This window comes from Serratia grimesii NBRC 13537, assembly GCF_001590905.1.
In the GTDB taxonomy this organism is placed as follows: Bacteria; Pseudomonadota; Gammaproteobacteria; order Enterobacterales; family Enterobacteriaceae; genus Serratia; species Serratia grimesii.
Window position 1 is genome coordinate 1 of record NZ_BCTT01000011.1, and the last position, 18,654, is coordinate 18,654.

General features: G+C 54.5%; 13 protein-coding genes. 7 read left to right on the plus strand and 6 right to left on the minus strand.

From position 1 onward, the window contains the following. Window positions 1-200: 200 nt before the first annotated feature. From metA to aceK, 4 genes are all read left to right on the plus strand, one after another. Window positions 201-1,130, plus strand: a complete 930-nt coding sequence (gene metA, locus SGR01S_RS14000; protein WP_037426647.1) for a homoserine O-acetyltransferase MetA — start codon at window positions 201-203, stop codon at window positions 1,128-1,130. Between the two features lie 386 nt (window positions 1,131-1,516). Continuing rightward, window positions 1,517-3,115 (plus strand): malate synthase A, encoded by a 1,599-nt coding sequence (gene aceB / locus SGR01S_RS14005; protein WP_061807767.1) that lies wholly within the window; start codon window positions 1,517-1,519, stop codon window positions 3,113-3,115. A gap of 47 nt (window positions 3,116-3,162) precedes the next feature. Next, window positions 3,163-4,470 (plus strand): isocitrate lyase, encoded by a 1,308-nt coding sequence (aceA, locus tag SGR01S_RS14010; protein WP_037426651.1) that lies wholly within the window; start codon window positions 3,163-3,165, stop codon window positions 4,468-4,470. 70 nt (window positions 4,471-4,540) lie between these two features. Further along, window positions 4,541-6,295 (plus strand): bifunctional isocitrate dehydrogenase kinase/phosphatase, encoded by a 1,755-nt coding sequence (gene aceK / locus SGR01S_RS14015; protein WP_061807768.1) that lies wholly within the window; start codon window positions 4,541-4,543, stop codon window positions 6,293-6,295. A 27-nt stretch (window positions 6,296-6,322) separates the two neighbouring features. On the opposite strand, the gene SGR01S_RS14020 is transcribed toward aceK, so the two are convergent. The 5 genes from SGR01S_RS14020 to iclR form a co-directional block, all read right to left on the minus strand. Further along, the gene (locus SGR01S_RS14020; protein ID WP_037426655.1) at window positions 6,323-6,964 is read right to left on the minus strand and encodes a bifunctional 4-hydroxy-2-oxoglutarate aldolase/2-dehydro-3-deoxy-phosphogluconate aldolase; all 642 of its coding nucleotides are present in this window, start codon (window positions 6,962-6,964) and stop codon (window positions 6,323-6,325) included. 55 nt (window positions 6,965-7,019) lie between these two features. Beyond that, window positions 7,020-8,834, minus strand: a complete 1,815-nt coding sequence (gene edd / locus SGR01S_RS14025) for a phosphogluconate dehydratase (protein WP_061807769.1) — start codon at window positions 8,832-8,834, stop codon at window positions 7,020-7,022. A 109-nt stretch (window positions 8,835-8,943) separates the two neighbouring features. Beyond that, complete coding sequence (gene gntU, locus SGR01S_RS14030) at window positions 8,944-10,281, minus strand: gluconate transporter (protein WP_061807770.1); 1,338 nt, start codon at window positions 10,279-10,281, stop codon at window positions 8,944-8,946. Beyond that, window positions 10,278-10,817, minus strand: a complete 540-nt coding sequence (gntK, locus tag SGR01S_RS14035; protein WP_037426661.1) for a gluconokinase — start codon at window positions 10,815-10,817, stop codon at window positions 10,278-10,280. The genes gntU and gntK overlap by 4 nt, the downstream gene beginning before the upstream one ends. A 245-nt stretch (window positions 10,818-11,062) precedes the next feature. Beyond that, the gene (gene iclR, locus SGR01S_RS14040; protein ID WP_061807951.1) at window positions 11,063-11,893 is read right to left on the minus strand and encodes a glyoxylate bypass operon transcriptional repressor IclR; all 831 of its coding nucleotides are present in this window, start codon (window positions 11,891-11,893) and stop codon (window positions 11,063-11,065) included. Between the two features lie 182 nt (window positions 11,894-12,075). Here iclR and metH point away from each other — a divergent pair, with 182 nt between their 5' ends. Beyond that, the gene (metH, locus tag SGR01S_RS14045; RefSeq protein WP_115185231.1) at window positions 12,076-15,786 is read left to right on the plus strand and encodes a methionine synthase; all 3,711 of its coding nucleotides are present in this window, start codon (window positions 12,076-12,078) and stop codon (window positions 15,784-15,786) included. Between the two features lie 74 nt (window positions 15,787-15,860). Here the strand turns inward: metH and SGR01S_RS14050 are convergent, their stop codons facing one another. Continuing rightward, window positions 15,861-16,586, minus strand: a complete 726-nt coding sequence (locus tag SGR01S_RS14050) for a UTRA domain-containing protein (RefSeq protein WP_061807771.1) — start codon at window positions 16,584-16,586, stop codon at window positions 15,861-15,863. Window positions 16,587-16,779: 193 nt separating this feature from the next. Here SGR01S_RS14050 and SGR01S_RS14055 point away from each other — a divergent pair, with 193 nt between their 5' ends. Together SGR01S_RS14055 and SGR01S_RS14060 are read left to right on the plus strand one after the other, a co-directional pair. Further along, window positions 16,780-17,841 (plus strand): ABC transporter substrate-binding protein, encoded by a 1,062-nt coding sequence (locus SGR01S_RS14055; protein ID WP_061807772.1) that lies wholly within the window; start codon window positions 16,780-16,782, stop codon window positions 17,839-17,841. An 11-nt stretch (window positions 17,842-17,852) separates the two neighbouring features. Further along, window positions 17,853-18,650: an alkaline phosphatase family protein gene (locus SGR01S_RS14060; RefSeq protein ID WP_037416057.1), complete on the plus strand. Its 798-nt coding sequence runs from the start codon at window positions 17,853-17,855 to the stop codon at window positions 18,648-18,650. Window positions 18,651-18,654: the final 4 nt, after the last annotated feature.

The window sequence follows — 18,654 nt, forward strand, 5'->3', positions numbered from 1 at the left end:
AAGCATCAATTAAGCCAAGAGGCCATCCGAAAGGATGGCCTTTTTGCTTTGTATCGACCAACAACGTACGATTTTCCGCCTGTTTCTAAGCAATGAAACATTTTCACCTTCCCGTTGAATACTCGACATTGTGCTAAAAAAGCGCTATCTTCGGGCATCTAGAAGTCTAAACGTTTAAACGGATGTGTGAGGATTAAGCAATGCCGATTCGTGTTCCTGATGAGTTACCTGCGGTTAGTTTCTTGCGCAATGAGAATGTCTTTGTGATGACATCCTCACGGGCAAAAAACCAGGAAATCAGGCCGTTGAAAGTGCTGATCCTTAACCTGATGCCAAAGAAGATCGAGACGGAAAATCAGTTTTTACGCCTGCTTTCCAACTCTTCGCTGCAAATTGACATTCAGCTGTTGCGTGTCGACAGTCGTGAATCGAAGAACACGCCTGCGGAGCATCTGAACAATTTTTACTGTGATTTTGAAGACATTCAGGATGAGAACTTTGATGGTCTGATTGTAACGGGCGCCCCGTTAGGACTGGTTGATTTTTGTGATGTGGCTTATTGGCCCCAGATTGAACGGGTCATCGATTGGGCTAAGAACCACGTGACATCCACGTTGTTCGTGTGTTGGGCGGTCCAGGCTGCATTGAACATTCTGTATGGTATCCCGAAGATGACGCGAGAGGTGAAACTCTCCGGTGTTTATCAGCATCAAACACTACAGCAGCATGCACTGCTAACCCGTGGCTTTGATGATACCTTCCTGGCTCCTCATTCACGCTATGCGGACTTCCCTACGGAAATTATCCGGCAGTACACGGATCTGGATATCTTGGCAGAGTCGGAGCAAACGGGGGCTTACCTATTTGCCAGCAAAGATAAACGGCTGGCATTTGTAACCGGTCATCCAGAATATGATGCTTTAACGCTGGCTGGTGAGTATTGTCGTGATAACGATGCCGGTCTTAATCCTGTAGTGCCACTGAATTACTTCCCCGATGATAATCCTGAACTCACACCAAAAGCCTCTTGGCGTAGCCATGGTCATCTGTTGTTCACTAACTGGCTCAACTACTATGTTTACCAGATCACCCCGTACGATCTGCGTCATATGAACCCGACCCTCGAGTAACACTTCTTCCTAAAGCGGCGGCTGAATCGAGGCCGCCGACGTCATGCCTACCCGAAGCATCTTCCTTTGTACCCTCCCTATTTCAGTGAAAATCATTCTATAACAATCACTTAATTCTATTTATTAACGCTAATGGAACCGGTTTCCTTACCTGGGGTTATTGTTATTTTCATTAACCAATTGATAATAAAAGGTTAATAAAATATTTAATAATAAAATGGAAATCGTTTTTGATTTTTATTTTTAGTTGAGTATTCTTAGATCCAGAGAGAAGAGATCTGACCAGTTAAGGATCGTTTTATATGCACCGATCCACACTGATTTCTGACGAAGATGCGCTGGCTTAACAACAACGGTAGCGCGCAACGATGGGAAGGAGCAAGACAATGACGCAACAGATAGTAGGCACGGAGTTAACGTTTACGCAGGGTTTCACTGCTGCTGAGCGACAGGTGTTGACGGATGACGCGGTCGAATTCCTGGCGGAACTGGTGAGTAAATTTACTCCACAGCGTAACAAACTATTGGCTGCGCGCGCCTGCTGGCAGCAGAAGATCGATCATGGTGATCTTCCTGATTTCATTTCGGAAACTGATTCCATTCGTAATGGCGATTGGAGGGTCCGAGGTATCCCCGATGATCTGCGTGATCGCCGGGTAGAAATTACCGGCCCTGTTGAACGCAAGATGGTGATCAATGCCCTGAATGCCAATGTGAAGGTGTTTATGGCGGATTTTGAAGATTCGTTGGCACCGAGCTGGGACAAAGTTATCGACGGCCAGATTAATCTTCATGACGCGGTGAACGGTACCATCTCTTATACCAACGACGCTGGCAAAATTTATCAGTTGAAGCCTAACCCAGCAGTATTGATTGCCCGGGTGCGCGGTTTGCACTTGCCGGAAAAACACGTGCTGTGGCAGGGCGAAGCTATCCCCGGCGGTCTGTTCGACTTTGCTCTGTATTTCTTCCACAACTACCGCCAATTGCTGGCCAAAGGCAGCGGACCTTATTTCTATCTGCCAAAAACCCAGTCCTGGCAGGAAGCCGCTTGGTGGAGTGAGGTCTTCAGCTTCACTGAAGATCGTTTTGAACTACCGCGTGGAACCATTAAGGCGACGGTGCTGATCGAAACACTGCCGGCGGTGTTCCAAATGGACGAGATCCTGTATCACCTGCGTGACCATATTGTTGGGCTGAACTGCGGCCGCTGGGATTACATCTTCAGCTATATCAAAACGTTGAAAAATCATGGTGACCGGGTATTGCCGGATCGTCAGTCGGTCACCATGGATAAATCTTTCCTCAGCGCCTATTCCCGATTGCTGATCAAGACTTGCCACAAGCGTGGTGCCTTTGCCATGGGCGGTATGGCGGCGTTTATCCCTAGCAAAGACGCTGAGAAAAATGCCTGGGTGCTGAATAAGGTACGAGCAGATAAAGAACTGGAAGCTACTAACGGGCATGACGGTACTTGGGTGGCCCATCCGGGGTTGGCTGACACCGTGATGGACGTGTTCAGCCGGGTACTCGGCGAGCGCCGCAACCAACTGGAGGTGCTGCGTGAAAATGATGCGCCTATCAGTGCTGCGGAGTTGCTGGAACCCTGCGACGGGGAGCGAACTGAGGCTGGTATGCGTGCCAACATCCGCGTGGCGGTGCAATACATCGAGGCCTGGATCTCTGGCAACGGTTGTGTGCCGATTTACGGTCTGATGGAAGATGCGGCAACGGCGGAAATCTCCCGTACGTCGATCTGGCAATGGATCCATCACGAAAAGAGTTTAAGTGATGGTCAACTGGTGACCAAGGCGCTGTTCCGTCAGATGCTGAAAGAAGAAATGCTTGTGATACGTGAAGAAGTCGGTGAGGCGCGTTTTAACGCAGGCCGATTTGAAGAAGCTGCGCACCTGATGGAGCGTATTACGACACAAGACGAGCTAATCGATTTCCTGACTTTACCTGGCTATGAGCTCCTGGCCTAAATCCGTTCCTGACCATTAACCCTACATTATTGAAAAGGATAAAAATTATGTCTACCTCTCGTGCTCAACAGATTCAACAACTGGAACAGGAATGGAAATCGGCCCGCTGGGAGGGTATCACCCGCCCGTACAGTGCAGAAGATGTCATTAATCTACGTGGTTCGGTAAACCCGGCTTGTACACTGGCGCAAAACGGTGCCGCTAAGCTGTGGGAGCTGCTTCACGGTAAAGCACGCAAGGGTTATGTCAACAGCCTGGGTGCGCTGACCGGCGGCCAGGCGTTGCAACAGGCCAAGGCGGGTATTGAGGCAATCTACCTGTCTGGCTGGCAGGTGGCGGCGGATGCTAATACTGCGTCTGCGATGTATCCGGACCAATCGCTGTATCCGGTTGATTCCGTGCCGGCAGTGGTTGAACGTATCAACAATACTTTCCGCCGGGCGGATCAGATCCAATGGGCCAATAAAATTGAGCCGGGCAGCAAGGGTTATACCGACTATTTCCTGCCGATTGTCGCCGATGCCGAAGCCGGGTTTGGTGGCGTGCTAAATGCTTTTGAATTGATGAAAGCGATGATCGAAGCCGGTGCTGCCGGGGTGCATTTTGAAGATCAGCTGGCTGCGGTGAAGAAGTGCGGTCATATGGGCGGTAAAGTGCTGGTGCCAACCCAGGAGGCGATCCAAAAACTGGTTGCTGCCCGTTTGGCTGCAGACGTGCTCGGTGTGCCGACGCTGGTCATCGCGCGTACTGATGCGGATGCCGCAGATTTGCTGACCTCTGACTGCGATCCTTACGACAGCGAGTTTGTGTCCGGCGAGCGTACTGCCGAAGGCTTCTTCCGTACCCATGCAGGTATTGAACAGGCGATCAGTCGTGGTCTGGCGTACTGCCCGTACGCTGATCTGGTGTGGTGCGAAACCTCGACCCCGGATTTGCAGGCAGCCAAGCGTTTTGCCGATGCAATTCATGCCAAGTTCCCAGGAAAACTGCTGGCGTACAACTGCTCACCGTCGTTCAACTGGAAAAAGAATCTGGACGATCAGACGATTGCTCGCTTCCAGCAAGAGCTGTCGGCGATGGGCTACAAGTATCAATTCATCACGCTGGCAGGCATTCACAGCATGTGGTTCAACATGTTTGACCTGGCTCACGCTTATGCACAGGGCGAAGGCATGAAGCACTACGTCGAGAAAGTCCAGCAGCCGGAGTTCGATGCCGTGGCTCGTGGTTATACCTTTGCCTCACACCAACAGGAAGTGGGCACCGGTTACTTCGACAAGGTAACCACCATTATTCAGGGCGGCGCTTCCTCAGTGACGGCATTGACCGGCTCGACGGAAGAACAGCAGTTCTGACGCAATCACGCTGATAATAGGTACCCCAGAGCCTGCTTATGCAGGCTCTGTTTCCTGGCGGGAGGTAAGGATGGTGGCAAAACTGGAATTGTTGATCGCACAGACGATTCTACAGGGCTTTGATGCACAATATGGCCGCTTCCTGGAAGTGACCGCCGGTGCACAGCAACGTTTTGAACGGGCTGATTGGTCGGCAGTGCAACTGGCGATGAAAAAGCGTATCCACCTATATGACCATCATGTGGGTCTGGTGGTGGAGCAGTTGAAGTGCATCACCGGGCAAAAGTACTTTGATGCAGATTTCCCGAGTCGGGTGAAGGCGGTATATACCGATCTGTTGCCGGAATACCCACGTTTTGAGATCGCCGAAAGCTTCTTCAATTCAGTCTACTGTCGGCTATTCAGGCACCGTGATCTGACGCCGGAAAAGCTGTTTGTATTCAGTTCTCAGCCCGAAGGGCGCTTTCGCGATATCCCACGCCCGTTATCGCGTGATTTCACCGCCAATGGCGACGTGTCAGAGATGTTATATAACCTGCTGACCGATTTGCCTTTGCGCCTGCCGTGGGAAAACTTATCGCGCGACATTGATTACATTACGTTGGCGTTGCAGCAGAGCTTCAGTGCGCAGCAATTGGCTGGCGCAACGTTCCAGATTGCCAATGAGCTGTTTTACCGTAACAAGGCAGCTTGGCTGGTCGGGAAATTGCGCGTGGCGGAAACAGTCTATCCTTTTCTGCTGCCGATCCATCACAGTGATTCCGGCGCGTTGTTTATCGATACCTGCCTGACCAGCAAGGCTGAAGCCAGCATCGTGTTTGGTTTTGCCCGGTCTTATTTTATGGTTTATGCACCTTTGCCCGCCGCCATGGTGGAATGGTTGCGTGAGATCCTACCGGGCAAGACGACCGCCGAGTTGTATATGGCAATCGGCTGCCAGAAACACGGAAAAACAGAATGTTACCGTGAATATCTGACATTTATGGCGGGTTCTCAGGAGCAGTTTATTATTGCCCCGGGGGTCAAAGGTATGGTGATGCTGGTATTTACCCTGCCGTCGTTTGATCGGGTATTTAAGGTGATCAAGGATGAGTTTGCGCCGCAAAAAGAGGTCACGCAGGCACAGGTCATGGCCTGCTACCAGTTGGTAAAAGAGCACGATCGCGTAGGGCGCATGGCGGATACCCAGGAGTACGAAAATTTTGTTGTCGACAAGGCGCGTCTCAGTCCCGATCTCTTGGCCGAATTACAACGAGAGGTCCCGGACAAATTGGAGGATCTGGGCGATCGCATCGTGATCAAACATCTGTACATGGAACGGCGCATGACGCCGCTGAATTTATATCTTGAGCAGGCTAATGAACAACAGATGCGCGACGCGATTGAGGAATACGGTAATGCGATCAAGCAATTAGCCGCTGCCAATATTTTCCCCGGCGATATGCTGTTCAAGAACTTCGGCGTGACCCGACACGGGCGAGTGGTGTTCTACGATTATGATGAGATTTGCTACATGACCGAGGTGAACTTCCGCGATATACCGCCGCCGCGTTACCCGGAAGACGAACTGGCTAACGAGCCATGGTACAGCGTGTCACCGAATGATGTGTTTCCGGAAGAGTTCAGGCATTTCCTGTGCGGTGACCGGCGTATACGGCAGGTGTTTGAAGAGATGCACAGCGATCTGTTTGAGGCCGACTATTGGCGCGGGTTGCAGCAACGTATCCGCGATGGTCATGTGGAGGATGTCTTCGCTTACCGCAAAAAACGGCGTTTTAGCCAACGTAGCGGTGCGGCGCTGCCTGCGACATCGGCAACGGCGTAAGGGCGCGGAGTACCGCGCCCGGTACGGTTAGGCTTTCGCACCAGCAACGGCGGTACGCGCCAATTCGGTGATACGTGCGTAGTCGCTATTTTCTAAGGCATCTGCCGGCACCAACCAGGAGCCGCCAATGCACAACACGCTTTTCAGTGCCAAATAGTCACGGTAGTTGCTCGGTGAAATCCCGCCAGTTGGGCAGAAGCGCACTTGCGGGAATGGGCCGCTGATCGCTTGTAGAGCTTTTACGCCACCGTTGGCTTCCGCAGGGAAGAATTTAAACTCACGCAGGCCATAGTCCATACCCAACATCAGTTCTGATACGGTGCAGATGCCGGGAATTAACGGAATTGAACCGGCAGTAGCTGCCTTCAGCAAATCGGCGGTCAGTCCCGGGCTGATAGCGAACTGTGCGCCAGCGTCGGTCACGTCTTGCAACTGCTGCGGATTAATGACGGTACCTGCACCGATAATCGCGTCCGGCACTTCTTTGGCAATGGCACGGATCGCGTCCATCGCGCAGGCGGTGCGCAGTGTCACTTCCAAAACCCGTACGCCACCGGCTACCAGAGCTTTCGCCAAGGGTACTGCATGTTCCAGCTTGTTGATGACGATCACCGGCACGACCGGTCCAGCCATCAGGATCTGCTCTGCGCTTGTTTTCCAATTATTCATTAACGGTTTTCTCCAGTTTGGCCGCCGCCGTTGGGCTGCACAGCCATGCGACGGGTTAGAATTTAATGCAGCAGGCGCCTTGTTCGGCACCGGAAAGCTGGCTGCGTAAGGCGCTGAACAGTTCACGGCCACAGCCGATATGTTCCGCACTCAGATCAGGTTGATAAGGCGCACGCTCAGCCAAAATGTCGGCATCGACCAACAATGCCAACTCACCGGTGCGGCCATTGACGCGGATTACGTCACCGTTTTGTACCTTGGCGAGCATGCCGCCGGTGTAGGCTTCCGGGGTGACATGGATGGCGGATGGCACTTTGCCGGATGCGCCGGACAGGCGGCCATCGGTCACCAGCGCGACTTTAAATCCGCGGTCCATCAAGACGCCCAGTGGCGGCATCAGTTTGTGCAGTTCTGGCATGCCATTGGCCTGAGGGCCCTGGAAGCGCACCACTACCACACAATCGCGATCCAGCTTACCGGCTTCAAACGCCGGTACGATGTCATGCTGGCTTTCAAATACCACTGCAGGCGCTTCGATAATCTGGTTTTCAGCGGGGACTGCCGAGGTTTTCATCACCGCCCGGCCGAGATTACCGGCCAGCACCTTGGTCCCGCCGTGGTGCTCGAAAGGCTCGGCCACGCTGGCGATAACCTTGGCGTCGAGCGACGTTTCCGTGCCCTCACGCCAGGCCAGTTGGCCGTTATCCAGCCAGGGTTCCTGGGTGTAGCGTGTCAGGCCAAAACCGGCCACGGTATGTACGTCTTCGTGCAGCAGGCCGTGTTTCAACAGTTCGCGTACCACCAGGGCTACGCCGCCCGAGGCCTGGAATTGGTTGATGTCCGCCGGGCCGTTCGGGTAGATACGACATAACAATGGCACCGCGTCCGACAGCTCGGAGAAATCATCCCAGTTGATAATGATGCCGGCGGCGCGAGCCATTGCCACCATGTGCATGGTCAGATTGGTGGAGCCACCGGTAGCCAACAACGCAACGATACCGTTCACCACCACCTTCTCATCCACCAGTCGGCCGATCGGCAGGTAGTTGCCGGCGGTTTCGGTCAGGCGAGTGACCTGACGTGCGGCCGCGTCGGTCAATGCATCGCGCAGTGGTGTGTCCGGGTGGACGAAAGAGGCGCCCGGCAGGTGCAGGCCCATCACTTCCATGACCATCTGGTTGGTGTTGGCGGTACCGTAGAAGGTACAAGTGCCGATGCCGTGATAAGAAGCGGCTTCGGCTTCCAGCAAGGCCAATCGATCGGCTTTGCCTTCGGCGTACAGCTGCCGTACGCGCACTTTCTCTTTGTTTGGCAAGCCGCTGCTCATTGGGCCGGCGGGAACAAACAGCGACGGCAAATGGCCGAAGGACAGGGCGGACATCACCAGTCCCGGCACGATTTTATCGCAAATGCCAAGGAACAAGGCGCCGTCGAACATATTGTGTGACAGGCCGATGGCGGAAGACATGGCGATCACGTCGCGGCTCATCAGCGACAGTTCCATACCGTCTTGCCCCTGGGTCACGCCGTCGCACATCGCCGGTACGCCACCGGCGACCTGTCCGACAGCGCCCACCGCGTGTAACGCCTTCTTCAACTGCTGCGGATAGTTTTCATAGGGCTGGTGGGCCGACAACATGTCGTTATAAGCGGTAATGATGGCGATATCGCTGCGAACCATATTTTTCAGCGCAGTTTTGTCATCCGGCTGGCAGGCGGCGAAGCCGTGCGCCAGATTGCCGCAGGCCAGTTGTGCACGGTGTACGGTTTGAGAGCGAGCCGCATCAATGCGTGCCAGGTAGGCGGCGCGGCTCGATTTGGAACGGTCGATGATGCGTTGTGTGACACGGGATAGGGTTGGATTAATCATACCTTCCTCACATGCTATTGTTATAGACGCCGCCTGTGGCGGTGCCCCCGGTGGTGAATTGCAGCCCTGATGTGCAAGGCCGGGGGCGCTGTTATGTCGTTATGGTGTTTTAAAACAGGGTGAAAGCAATCATGCCGATAATCCCGCCCACGCTACCCAGAATGGTTTCCATCACCGTCCAGGTTTTCAGCGTTTGCAGCTCATTGGCACCGGTAAATTTGCCGAACAGCCAGAAACCGGCATCGTTGACGTGGCTGAGGACGATAGACCCGCCAGCAATACAAATAGCCAGTGCAGCCAGTTGCCCGCCGCCGAGGCCCAGTTGGCTGGTTACCGGTAGCACCAGGCCGACGGTAGTCAGACAGGCCACGGTGGCAGATCCCTGGATCACGCGTACCATGGCGGACAGCACAAAGGCCGCGACGGCAATCGGCAGACCGGTACCGATCATGGCGTCACCCAATGCCGGGCCGACGCCGGAATCCACCAAAATCTGTTTGAATACGCCCCCGGCACCGGTCATCAGCAGGATGATCCCGGCAGGCTGGACTGCCGCTGAGCAGATGGCCAGCGTTTGCTCGTTGGTCATGCCGCGTGGTTTTGCCAGGCCATAAATCACGATCAAACAGGCGACTAAAATGGCGATAAACGGGTGACCAATAAACTCCAGCCACTGTTGTAACTGTGAGCCAGGTGTGACCAGACGGGCACCAATGGTCTTCATGCCGACCAGCACCAGGGGGCAGAGTACCAGCGCCAGACTCAGGCCAAATGACGGCAGGTTGGCGGTGTTCAATGTCGGTTCGTTTTCATCCGCTGGCATTGACCAGTTAACATAGCGGCTGATAAAGCTGCCGTATAACGGGCCTGCAATCAGCATGCCGAGGACAGCTGCGACCAGACCGATGGCAATCATCCAGCCAAAGTCGGCCTTCATTTGCGAAGCCAACAGCATCGGTACCGGACCCGGCAGCAAGAATGAAGCGGCGGCGGCGACACCGGCAAACAGTGGGATGGCGAGCTTAACGATGTTGCCGTCGGTGCGGCGTGCTACGGCAAACACGATGCCGATCAGTAGCACCACGGCCACGTCAAAGAACAGCGGAAGAGCACAGATCAAACCGGCAATGCCGAGCGCGTAGTGTGCCTTGCTTTGGCCGAAACGTTTCAGCAAATGCGCCGCAATTTGATCCAACGCACCAACTTCATGCAGTATTTTGCCGAACATTGCACCCAACGCGACGACAATAGCCAGGAAGCCCAGGGTGTCGCCCATACCTTTTTGCATGGTATCGGCGATGCGGTCCAGCGGCATGCCGGAGAAAATACCCGCGGCAATAGAAACCAACATTAACGCGACGAAGGCGTGCATACGCGCCTTCATCACCAAAAACAGCAGTAATAGAACCGAGCCGACTGCAGTACCGACCAGCGTTACAGTATTCACGCGCAGACGTCCTGTGGCAGGAAGCTCTGAATGTGCTTCACGGTATCGGCGATAACGCCTTCCAATGGTTGGTTGATGTCGACGGACATCACGTCGCTCTCATCAGCGCCCGGTTGTTCCAGCGCGGCAAACTGTGTCACCAGCATCTGTGGTTTAAAGAAGTGGCCATTACGCGCTGCCAGACGGGCCTCGATGACCGGGAAGTCGCCGTGCAAGTAGATGAACGACAAATTGCCATTACCGGCGCGAAGGCGATCGCGGTAGTGTTTTTTCAGCGCTGAACAGACGATAACCGAAACATTATTAGTACGTTGCATGGCGAAAGCGGCGTCGTTGAGTGCGGCCAGCCAAGGAGCACGGTCGTCATCGTTCAGTGGCTCGCCCGCGGCCATTTTTAGGATATTGCTGCGCGGATGCAGAAAATCACCGTCGAGGAACCCGGCAGACAGTTGGCGGGCAGCGGCGGCGGCCACGGCGGACTTACCGCTGCCGGAAACGCCCATGATGACGTAAATACGGTTTTGATTATTGGTCATGGCTTAGCTCCAAAACGACACGTGGCGTTACCGTGCATTCATTGTTACCGGTAACATGTTATCGGTAACATTGTCGAAGGAAGTTTCGCCAGTTGCAATCGGCTTTAACAGGCAGGATCGTTAACTGTGATCGACTTCAAGTTTTTACGGGGCGGGAGAAACAGGATTGGGACAGCGTTTTACATGCTGACAACAGCGAGAAAATAATGGGCGCAGAAGCTGCGCCCAAGCGCCGGGATTTATGCTTAACGCACGCCGCCGTACTCCAGGCTGATTTCTTTTGCTGCGTGGATCACTAATGCACCCAGTTCGATCACACGGTTGTCGGTGATGCGTGACACCGGACCGGAAATAGAGATAGCGGCAAAGGCTTCGTGGTGTTCATCGAAGATACAGGCCGCTACACAACGCAGGCCAAGTGCATGCTCTTCATCGTCAAAGGAAAAGCCTTGTTTGCGGATTTGCGCCAATCCTTCCTTCAGGTTGTGTGGTGTCAGGGTGTGCTGAGTATAGGTTTGCATACCCTTCTTATGCAGCAGTTGGGTGACCTGCTCATCCGGTAGAGTAGAAAGAAAGGCTTTACCGGCACCGGAGGCGTGCATAGGCAGTTTGCCGCCGATCGGCGCGGACATACGCATCAGCGCGGTGCATTGGACCTGATCGATAATAATTGCCTGGTACTCGCTGGTATCGAGCACAGCCAGGTTGACGGTTTCGCCGGACTCTTCCATCAGGCGGCGCAGTGTTGGGTGTACCATGGCCAGGAGATTGCGGCTCTGCAAGAAGCTGCTGCCGACGACAAAGGCATGAGAACCGAGGGTCCATAGGCCCAAATCACCGACCTGCCGAACAAATCCTTGTTGCTGCATGGTCGTGAGTAACCGATGTGTTGTGGAGTTCGGCAACCCGGCTTGTTGGGCCAGATCGGTCAACGCGACGTTGCCCTGAGCTTCGGCAATATATTCCAATAATTTCAGGCCACGGGTTAACGACTGCACCTGGCCGGTAGCCGCAGTGGCGGTCGGGGATGCAGCACGGGGCTTTTTGCCACGCTTGGCGGGAGCAGGGGTGACCATAATCCACATTCCTTTTTCCGTATGATGGAATTCATTTTCGTTTTTTGCGTATGAATTGCAAGCCGTCAATCAGCTCATCGGATCTGTTGCCTGGCAACCTGAAAAACTCTCAATTACCGCTCACGGCTTTATCCGCACAACCTGTGCTAGGATGGCTCGTTGGTTTTTGCAGCAGTTGGGCGATGGGCTGGATGGCAATTGAAGGGGTTACAGTGACAAATCGAGTAGAGCAACTGCGCCGGCAGTTAGCGCAGCGCATTTTAGTGTTGGACGGCGGTATGGGCACCATGATCCAGAGCTACCGTTTGGAAGAAAGCGACTTTCGCGGCGAACGTTTTGCTGATTGGCAGAGCGATCTGAAAGGTAATAACGACCTGCTGGTGTTGACCAAGCCTGAAGTGATCACCGCCATTCACTACGGCTACCTGGAAGCAGGGGCCGACATCCTCGAAACCAATACCTTCAACTCTACCTCGATCGCCATGGCCGACTACCACATGGAGTCGTTGTCTGCCGAGATTAACTATCAGGCCGCTTGCCTGGCACGTGCCTGCGCTGATGAATGGACGGCTCGCACCCCAGAAAAACCACGCTACGTGGCTGGCGTGCTGGGGCCGACTAACCGCACCGCCTCTATTTCACCGAACGTCAATGATCCGGCGTTCCGTAATGTTTCTTTCGATGAGCTGGTAGATGCCTACCGTGAATCGACACGTGCGCTGGTGGAAGGCGGTGTCGACCTCATCATGATCGAAACCATCTTCGATACCCTAAATGCCAAAGCCGCCGCCTTTGCGGTAGAAACTGAATTCGAAGCCCTCGGTGTCGCACTGCCGATCATGATTTCCGGCACCATCACCGACGCCTCTGGCCGAACCTTATCCGGCCAGACTACCGAAGCTTTTTATAACTCGATGCGCCACGTCAAGCCGTTGAGTTTTGGTCTGAACTGCGCGCTGGGTCCGGATGAACTGCGGCAATACGTTGCCGAACTGTCACGTATTTCGGAGAGTTACGTCACAGCACACCCTAACGCCGGTTTACCTAATGCATTCGGTGAATACGATCTGGATGCGCAAGAAATGGCGAAGCAGGTCGGGGAGTGGGCGCACGCCGGTTTCCTGAATATTATCGGCGGCTGCTGCGGCACCACGCCGGAGCATATTGCCGCTATGGTCAAGGCCGTGGCGGATGTGCCACCGCGCCAGCTGCCGGAGATCCCGGTAGCATGCCGCTTGGCGGGTCTCGAACCGTTGAATATCGACGCCAAAACACTGTTCGTCAACGTAGGTGAGCGTACCAACGTCACCGGTTCAGCGCGCTTCAAGCGATTGATCAAAGAAGAAAAGTACAGTGAAGCGCTCGCGGTTGCCCGTCAACAGGTGGAAAGCGGCGCCCAGATTATTGACATCAACATGGATGAGGGGATGCTCGACGCTGAAGCGGCGATGGTGCGTTTTCTCAACCTGATCGCTGGCGAGCCAGATATCGCCCGCGTGCCGATCATGATCGACTCCTCTAAATGGTCGGTGATCGAAAAAGGCCTGAAGTGCATTCAGGGCAAAGGCATCGTTAACTCGATCTCGATGAAAGAGGGCGAAGAGGCCTTTATTCACCACGCGAAGCTGGTGCGCCGTTATGGTGCCGCGGTAGTGGTGATGGCATTTGACGAAGTGGGCCAGGCTGATACACGTGAACGCAAATTCGAGATTTGCCGCCGCGCCTATAAAATTCTAACCGAGCGCGTCGGTTTCCCGCCAGAAGACATCATTTTCGACCCGAATATTTTTGCCGTTGCCACCGGTATTGAAGAGCATAACAACTACGCCGTCGACTTTATCGAAGCCTGCGCCGATATTAAAACTCATCTGCCGCACGCGATGATTTCCGGCGGTGTGTCCAACGTGTCATTTTCATTCCGTGGCAACGATCCTGTACGTGAGGCGATCCACGCGGTGTTCCTGTATCACGCGATCCGCAATGGCATGGATATGGGGATCGTTAACGCCGGGCAATTGGCGATCTACGATGATCTGACGGCAGAGCTGCGTGATGCGGTAGAGGACGTGATCCTCAACCGACGCGACGACGGTACCGAGCGGTTGTTGGACTTGGCGGAAAAATACCGCGGCAGTAAAGACAATGAAGTAGCGGTACAGCAGGCGGAATGGCGCGGTTGGCCGGTCGAGAAACGGTTGGAATACTCGTTGGTGAAAGGCATCACCGAGTTTATCGAGCTGGATACCGAAGAGGCCCGGCAGAGAGCAGATCGTCCGATCGAAGTGATCGAAGGGCCGTTAATGGCGGGTATGAACGTAGTCGGCGATCTGTTCGGCGAAGGCAAGATGTTCCTGCCGCAGGTGGTGAAATCCGCCCGAGTGATGAAACAGGCGGTGGCCTATCTTGAGCCGTACATTGAGGCCAGCAAGCAGAAAGGCTCTACGGCAGGAAAAATCCTGCTGGCGACGGTTAAGGGCGACGTGCACGACATCGGCAAAAACATCGTTGGCGTGGTGCTGCAATGCAACAACTATGAAATTGTCGATCTGGGCGTGATGGTGCCGACGGAGAAAATCCTGAAGACTGCGCGTGAGCAGAACGTGGATATCATCGGCCTGTCGGGGCTGATTACCCCGTCGCTGGATGAGATGGTCAACGTGGCGAAAGAGATGGAGCGTCAGGGCTTTACTCTGCCGTTGTTGATCGGTGGTGCTACGACCTCCAAAGCGCATACTGCCGTCAAGATCGAGCAGAACTACAGTGGCTCGACCACCTACGTACAGAACGCATCCCGTACCGTTGGCGTGGTGTCGGCCCTGCTTTCCGATACCCAGCGCGACGATTTTGTGGCGCGTACCCGTAAAGAATATGAAACCGTGCGCATTCAGCATGCGCGCAAAAAGCCGCGCACGCCGCCAGTTGATCTACAGAAAGCACGTGATAACGCCATGCCGCTGGACTGGGAAAATTACCAGCCACCGGTGCCGAAACAGTTGGGGGTTTATCCGGTTGAAGCCAGTATTGAAACGCTGCGTCATTACATCGACTGGACGCCATTCTTCATGACCTGGTCGCTGGCAGGCAAATATCCGCGCATTCTGGAAGATGAAGTGGTGGGTGAAGAAGCTAAGCGGTTGTTCGCCGACGCCAATCAGATGCTGGACATGTTGGCTGCTAACGGTAGCCTCAACCCGCGCGGTGTGTACGGTCTGTTCCCGGCCAACCGCGTCGGCGACGACGTGGAAGTGTATCGTGACGAAAACCGTGACGAGGTGTTGGTGGTCAGCCGACACCTGCGCCAGCAGACGGAAAAAACCGACTTCCCGAACTACTGTCTGGCGGACTTTGTCGCGCCGAAAAGCAGCGGCAAGGCCGACTACTTCGGTGCCTTCGCGGTGACCGGCGGTCTGGAAGAAGATGAGCTGGCGGCGGCCTATGATGCACAGCACGATGATTACAATAAAATCATGGTGAAAGCATTGTCGGATCGTTTGGCGGAGGCGTTCGCTGAATACTTGCACGAACAGGTGCGTAAGCTGCACTGGGGTTTTGCTACCGAAGAGAACCTGAGCAACGAAGAACTGATCCGCGAAAATTATCAGGGCATCCGCCCGGCGCCGGGCTATCCTGCCTGTCCGGAACACACCGAGAAAGCGGAAATCTGGCGTTTGCTGGACGTTAACCGCCATACCGGTATGGTGTTGACCGAATCCTTCGCGATGTGGCCAGGGGCTGCAGTGTCCGGCTGGTACTTTAGCCATCCGCAGAGCAAGTATTTTGCGGTGGCGCAGATTCAACGCGATCAGGTGGAGGATTATGCAGCACGTAAAGGCATGAGCGTCAGTGAGGTTGAACGCTGGTTGGCGCCTAACCTTGGCTATGACGCCGACTAAATCAGTGAGGGCGTCGCATGCGGTGCCCCTACCGGCTAATTTCTCTCGCAGGGGCCAACACGTTGGCCCCTTTTTTATCCCTCGTCATTCGCCACTACTTCCACGTCGATGTGCAGCGCGTCGTAACGCCAGTACTCCAAATCACAATCAATCACCCGATCGTGCTGATCGCGGTTAACCCGGGTAATAAATAGCGCCGGGCTACCGTAGGTCACTTTCAGCATGTTTGCGGCTTCTTGCGGCAGCAGTGTCGGCAGCATATCGAAACGAACTCGCCCATAACGAATCCCATAGTGCTCGGCATACAGCCCTGTAAGTGATTGGGTTAAGTCTTCGTCCAAAATACCGGCAAAGTAGGCGGGATTGAGGTAATGCTCGCAGTACAGCACTGCGCGGCCGTCGATATAGCGTAGCCGCCGAATGCGATAGACCTCGGTGCCGGGCGGCAAAGTGAGCTTTTGACTCAAGGCTGCACACAACGGCACGGTAGCAGCGTCGATGACCTCAGTATGGGCATCACGCCCCTGTTGCTGCGCCATGGCATGAAAATGGCTGCGTTGTAACGGGTTATACACCAGGCGAGGCGGCGAGATAAACCAGCCACGTCTGACCTGACGGTAAATCACTCCCTGCGCCTCCAACTGGCCTAGCGCTTCCTGCAGTGTAATGCGGGTGGTAGAAAACTGTTCGCTCAGGGCTCTCTCGGAAGGCAGTTTGCCGTCGGCGTTGAACTCCCCTTCGGCGATACGGCTAGCCAGAGTCTGGCAAATGGTCGCCACGGTTGTTGTTCCTTCACTCATGCAACAGTTGCCCCATTTCAGTGCTTATCGCCCCAGTTAAGGTAGACCAGAGGAAGCTTCGGTGACGTCCGAACGCAATAAAAATGCTGCTTTTTTAGACTGACATATAATTATCACATTCGTCCGTTAGATTGGCTTGGTTCTTGCTGGACTAGTCCAGCGCCTCTACACACTACCACCCGGAGCATCAGTTATGAAACGTTTGTGCGCTTCTGTGTTAAGCAGTGCCATTGTACTGACCAGCCAGATGAGCTGGGCCGCGGATACCGATCTGGCGGCGCTGGAGCAGGCAGCTAAGAAAGAAGGTGAAGTTAACAGTGTCGGCATGCCGGACAGCTGGGCAAACTGGAAAGGCACCTGGCAAGACTTGTTGAGCAAATATGGCCTGAAGCATGTCGATACCGACATGAGTTCGGCACAGGAAATCGCTAAGTTCGATGCAGAGAAGGGTAACGCCACTGCGGATATTGGTGATGTGGGCGCAGCATTCGGTCCGATTGCGGTCCAGAAAGGCGTGACGCAGCCGTACAAACCGTCTACCTGGGCTCAGGTACCGGACTGGGCGAAGGACAAAGATGGCCACTGGGCGCTGGCTTACACAGGCACTATCGCTTTTATTATCAATAAACAACAAGTAAAAGAGATCCCGCATAGCTGGGCTGATCTGCTGAAGGGAACTTATCAGGTCACTATCGGTGATGTCGGCACTGCCTCACAGGCGGCAAGCGGCGTATTGGCAGCTACTTACGCCATGGGCGGCAATGAGAAGAACCTGAAGCCGGGCCTGGAATTCTTCGGCAAGCTGGCTAAGGCAGGGCGTTTGAGCCTGACTAACCCGGTGATCGCCTCGCTGGAAAAAGGCGAAGTGCAGGTTGGCGTGGTATGGGACTTTAACGGCCTTAACTACCGCGATCAGATCGACAAGACCCGTTTTGAAGTGTTGATCCCGTCTGACGGCTCCATCACTTCTGGCTATACCACCATCATCAACAAGTACGCCAAGCACCCGAACGCTGCCAAGCTGGCACGTGAATACATTTTCTCTGACGCTGGTCAAATCAACCTGGCACGCGGCTATGCTCGTCCGATCCGTGCGGAACATCTGACACTGCCGGACGATGTTAAAGCCAAACTGCTACCAGCAGAACAGTATAAAAATGCCCACCCAATCGCCGATCCGGCTGCCTGGGAACAAAGCGCCAAAACGCTGCCGCGTCAGTGGCAGGAAAATGTCATTATGTTTATGCAGCAGTGAGTTAAACCATCATGAAAACGATCCTCGTGCTGTTAGACGGTCTGAACTATCAGGTGGCGCATGACGCTATGGGCTATCTGCAGGCTGAATGTGCGGCAGGACGCGGACGGTTGTATCAAGTGGAGAGCGAGTTACCCTCGCTCTCCCGACCTCTGTATGAATGCATCCTCACCGGCGTCCCGCCAGTGGAAAGCGGTGTAGTGCATAACCAGGTGTCGCGTTTGTCGCATCAGCAAAGCGTGTTCCATTACGCGCGTGCTGCTGGCCTGACGACCGCTGCGGCCGCCTACCATTGGTTCAGTGAGTTATATAACCGTACCCCGTTCGACGCTGCCCGCGATCGCCATACCGATAATGCTGAGTTACCGATCCAGCACGGCCATTTTTATTATGACGACCGCTACCCGGACTCTCATTTATTTGACGACGCCGAAAGCTTACGCCGCCGTCATCAACCCGACTTTTTACTGATCCACCCGATGAACATCGACGACGCTGGCCATCGCTTTGGTCTGTCTTCGCCGCAATACCGCAATTCGGCACGTCATGCTGACGGTGTGTTGTCGCGTTATTTGGCAGACTGGTTGGCTGAGGGGTATCAGGTTATGGTCACCGCCGATCACGGCATGAATGACGACCGCAGCCACGGTGGTGTCTTGCCTGAAGAACGTCAGGTGCCGCTGTTTGTCTTTGGCAGTGCATTCAGCCAGAACGATGCCAACCCGCAGCAGACCGACCTGTGCGGAACGTTGTGTGAGGTGCTGCAAGTGGCACACGACAAGCCGCGCTGTCGTGCGTTGTTGGTATAAGGGC

Bases quoted from the DNA above. Each gene is read 5' to 3' on its own strand.
- metA (WP_037426647.1), top strand. From the start codon at position 201: ATGCCGATTCGTGTTCCTGATGAGTTACCTGCGGTTAGTTTCTTGCGC.
- aceB (WP_061807767.1), top strand. From the start codon at position 1,517: ATGACGCAACAGATAGTAGGCACGGAGTTAACGTTTACGCAGGGTTTC.
- aceA (WP_037426651.1), top strand. From the start codon at position 3,163: ATGTCTACCTCTCGTGCTCAACAGATTCAACAACTGGAACAGGAATGG.
- aceK (WP_061807768.1), top strand. From the start codon at position 4,541: ATGGTGGCAAAACTGGAATTGTTGATCGCACAGACGATTCTACAGGGC.
- SGR01S_RS14020 (WP_037426655.1), bottom strand. From the start codon at position 6,964: ATGAATAATTGGAAAACAAGCGCAGAGCAGATCCTGATGGCTGGACCG.
- edd (WP_061807769.1), bottom strand. From the start codon at position 8,834: ATGATTAATCCAACCCTATCCCGTGTCACACAACGCATCATCGACCGT.
- gntK (WP_037426661.1), bottom strand. From the start codon at position 10,817: ATGACCAATAATCAAAACCGTATTTACGTCATCATGGGCGTTTCCGGC.
- iclR (WP_061807951.1), bottom strand. From the start codon at position 11,893: ATGGTCACCCCTGCTCCCGCCAAGCGTGGCAAAAAGCCCCGTGCTGCA.
- metH (WP_115185231.1), top strand. From the start codon at position 12,076: ATGGGCTGGATGGCAATTGAAGGGGTTACAGTGACAAATCGAGTAGAG.
- SGR01S_RS14050 (WP_061807771.1), bottom strand. From the start codon at position 16,586: ATGAGTGAAGGAACAACAACCGTGGCGACCATTTGCCAGACTCTGGCT.
- SGR01S_RS14055 (WP_061807772.1), top strand. From the start codon at position 16,780: ATGAAACGTTTGTGCGCTTCTGTGTTAAGCAGTGCCATTGTACTGACC.
- SGR01S_RS14060 (WP_037416057.1), top strand. From the start codon at position 17,853: ATGAAAACGATCCTCGTGCTGTTAGACGGTCTGAACTATCAGGTGGCG.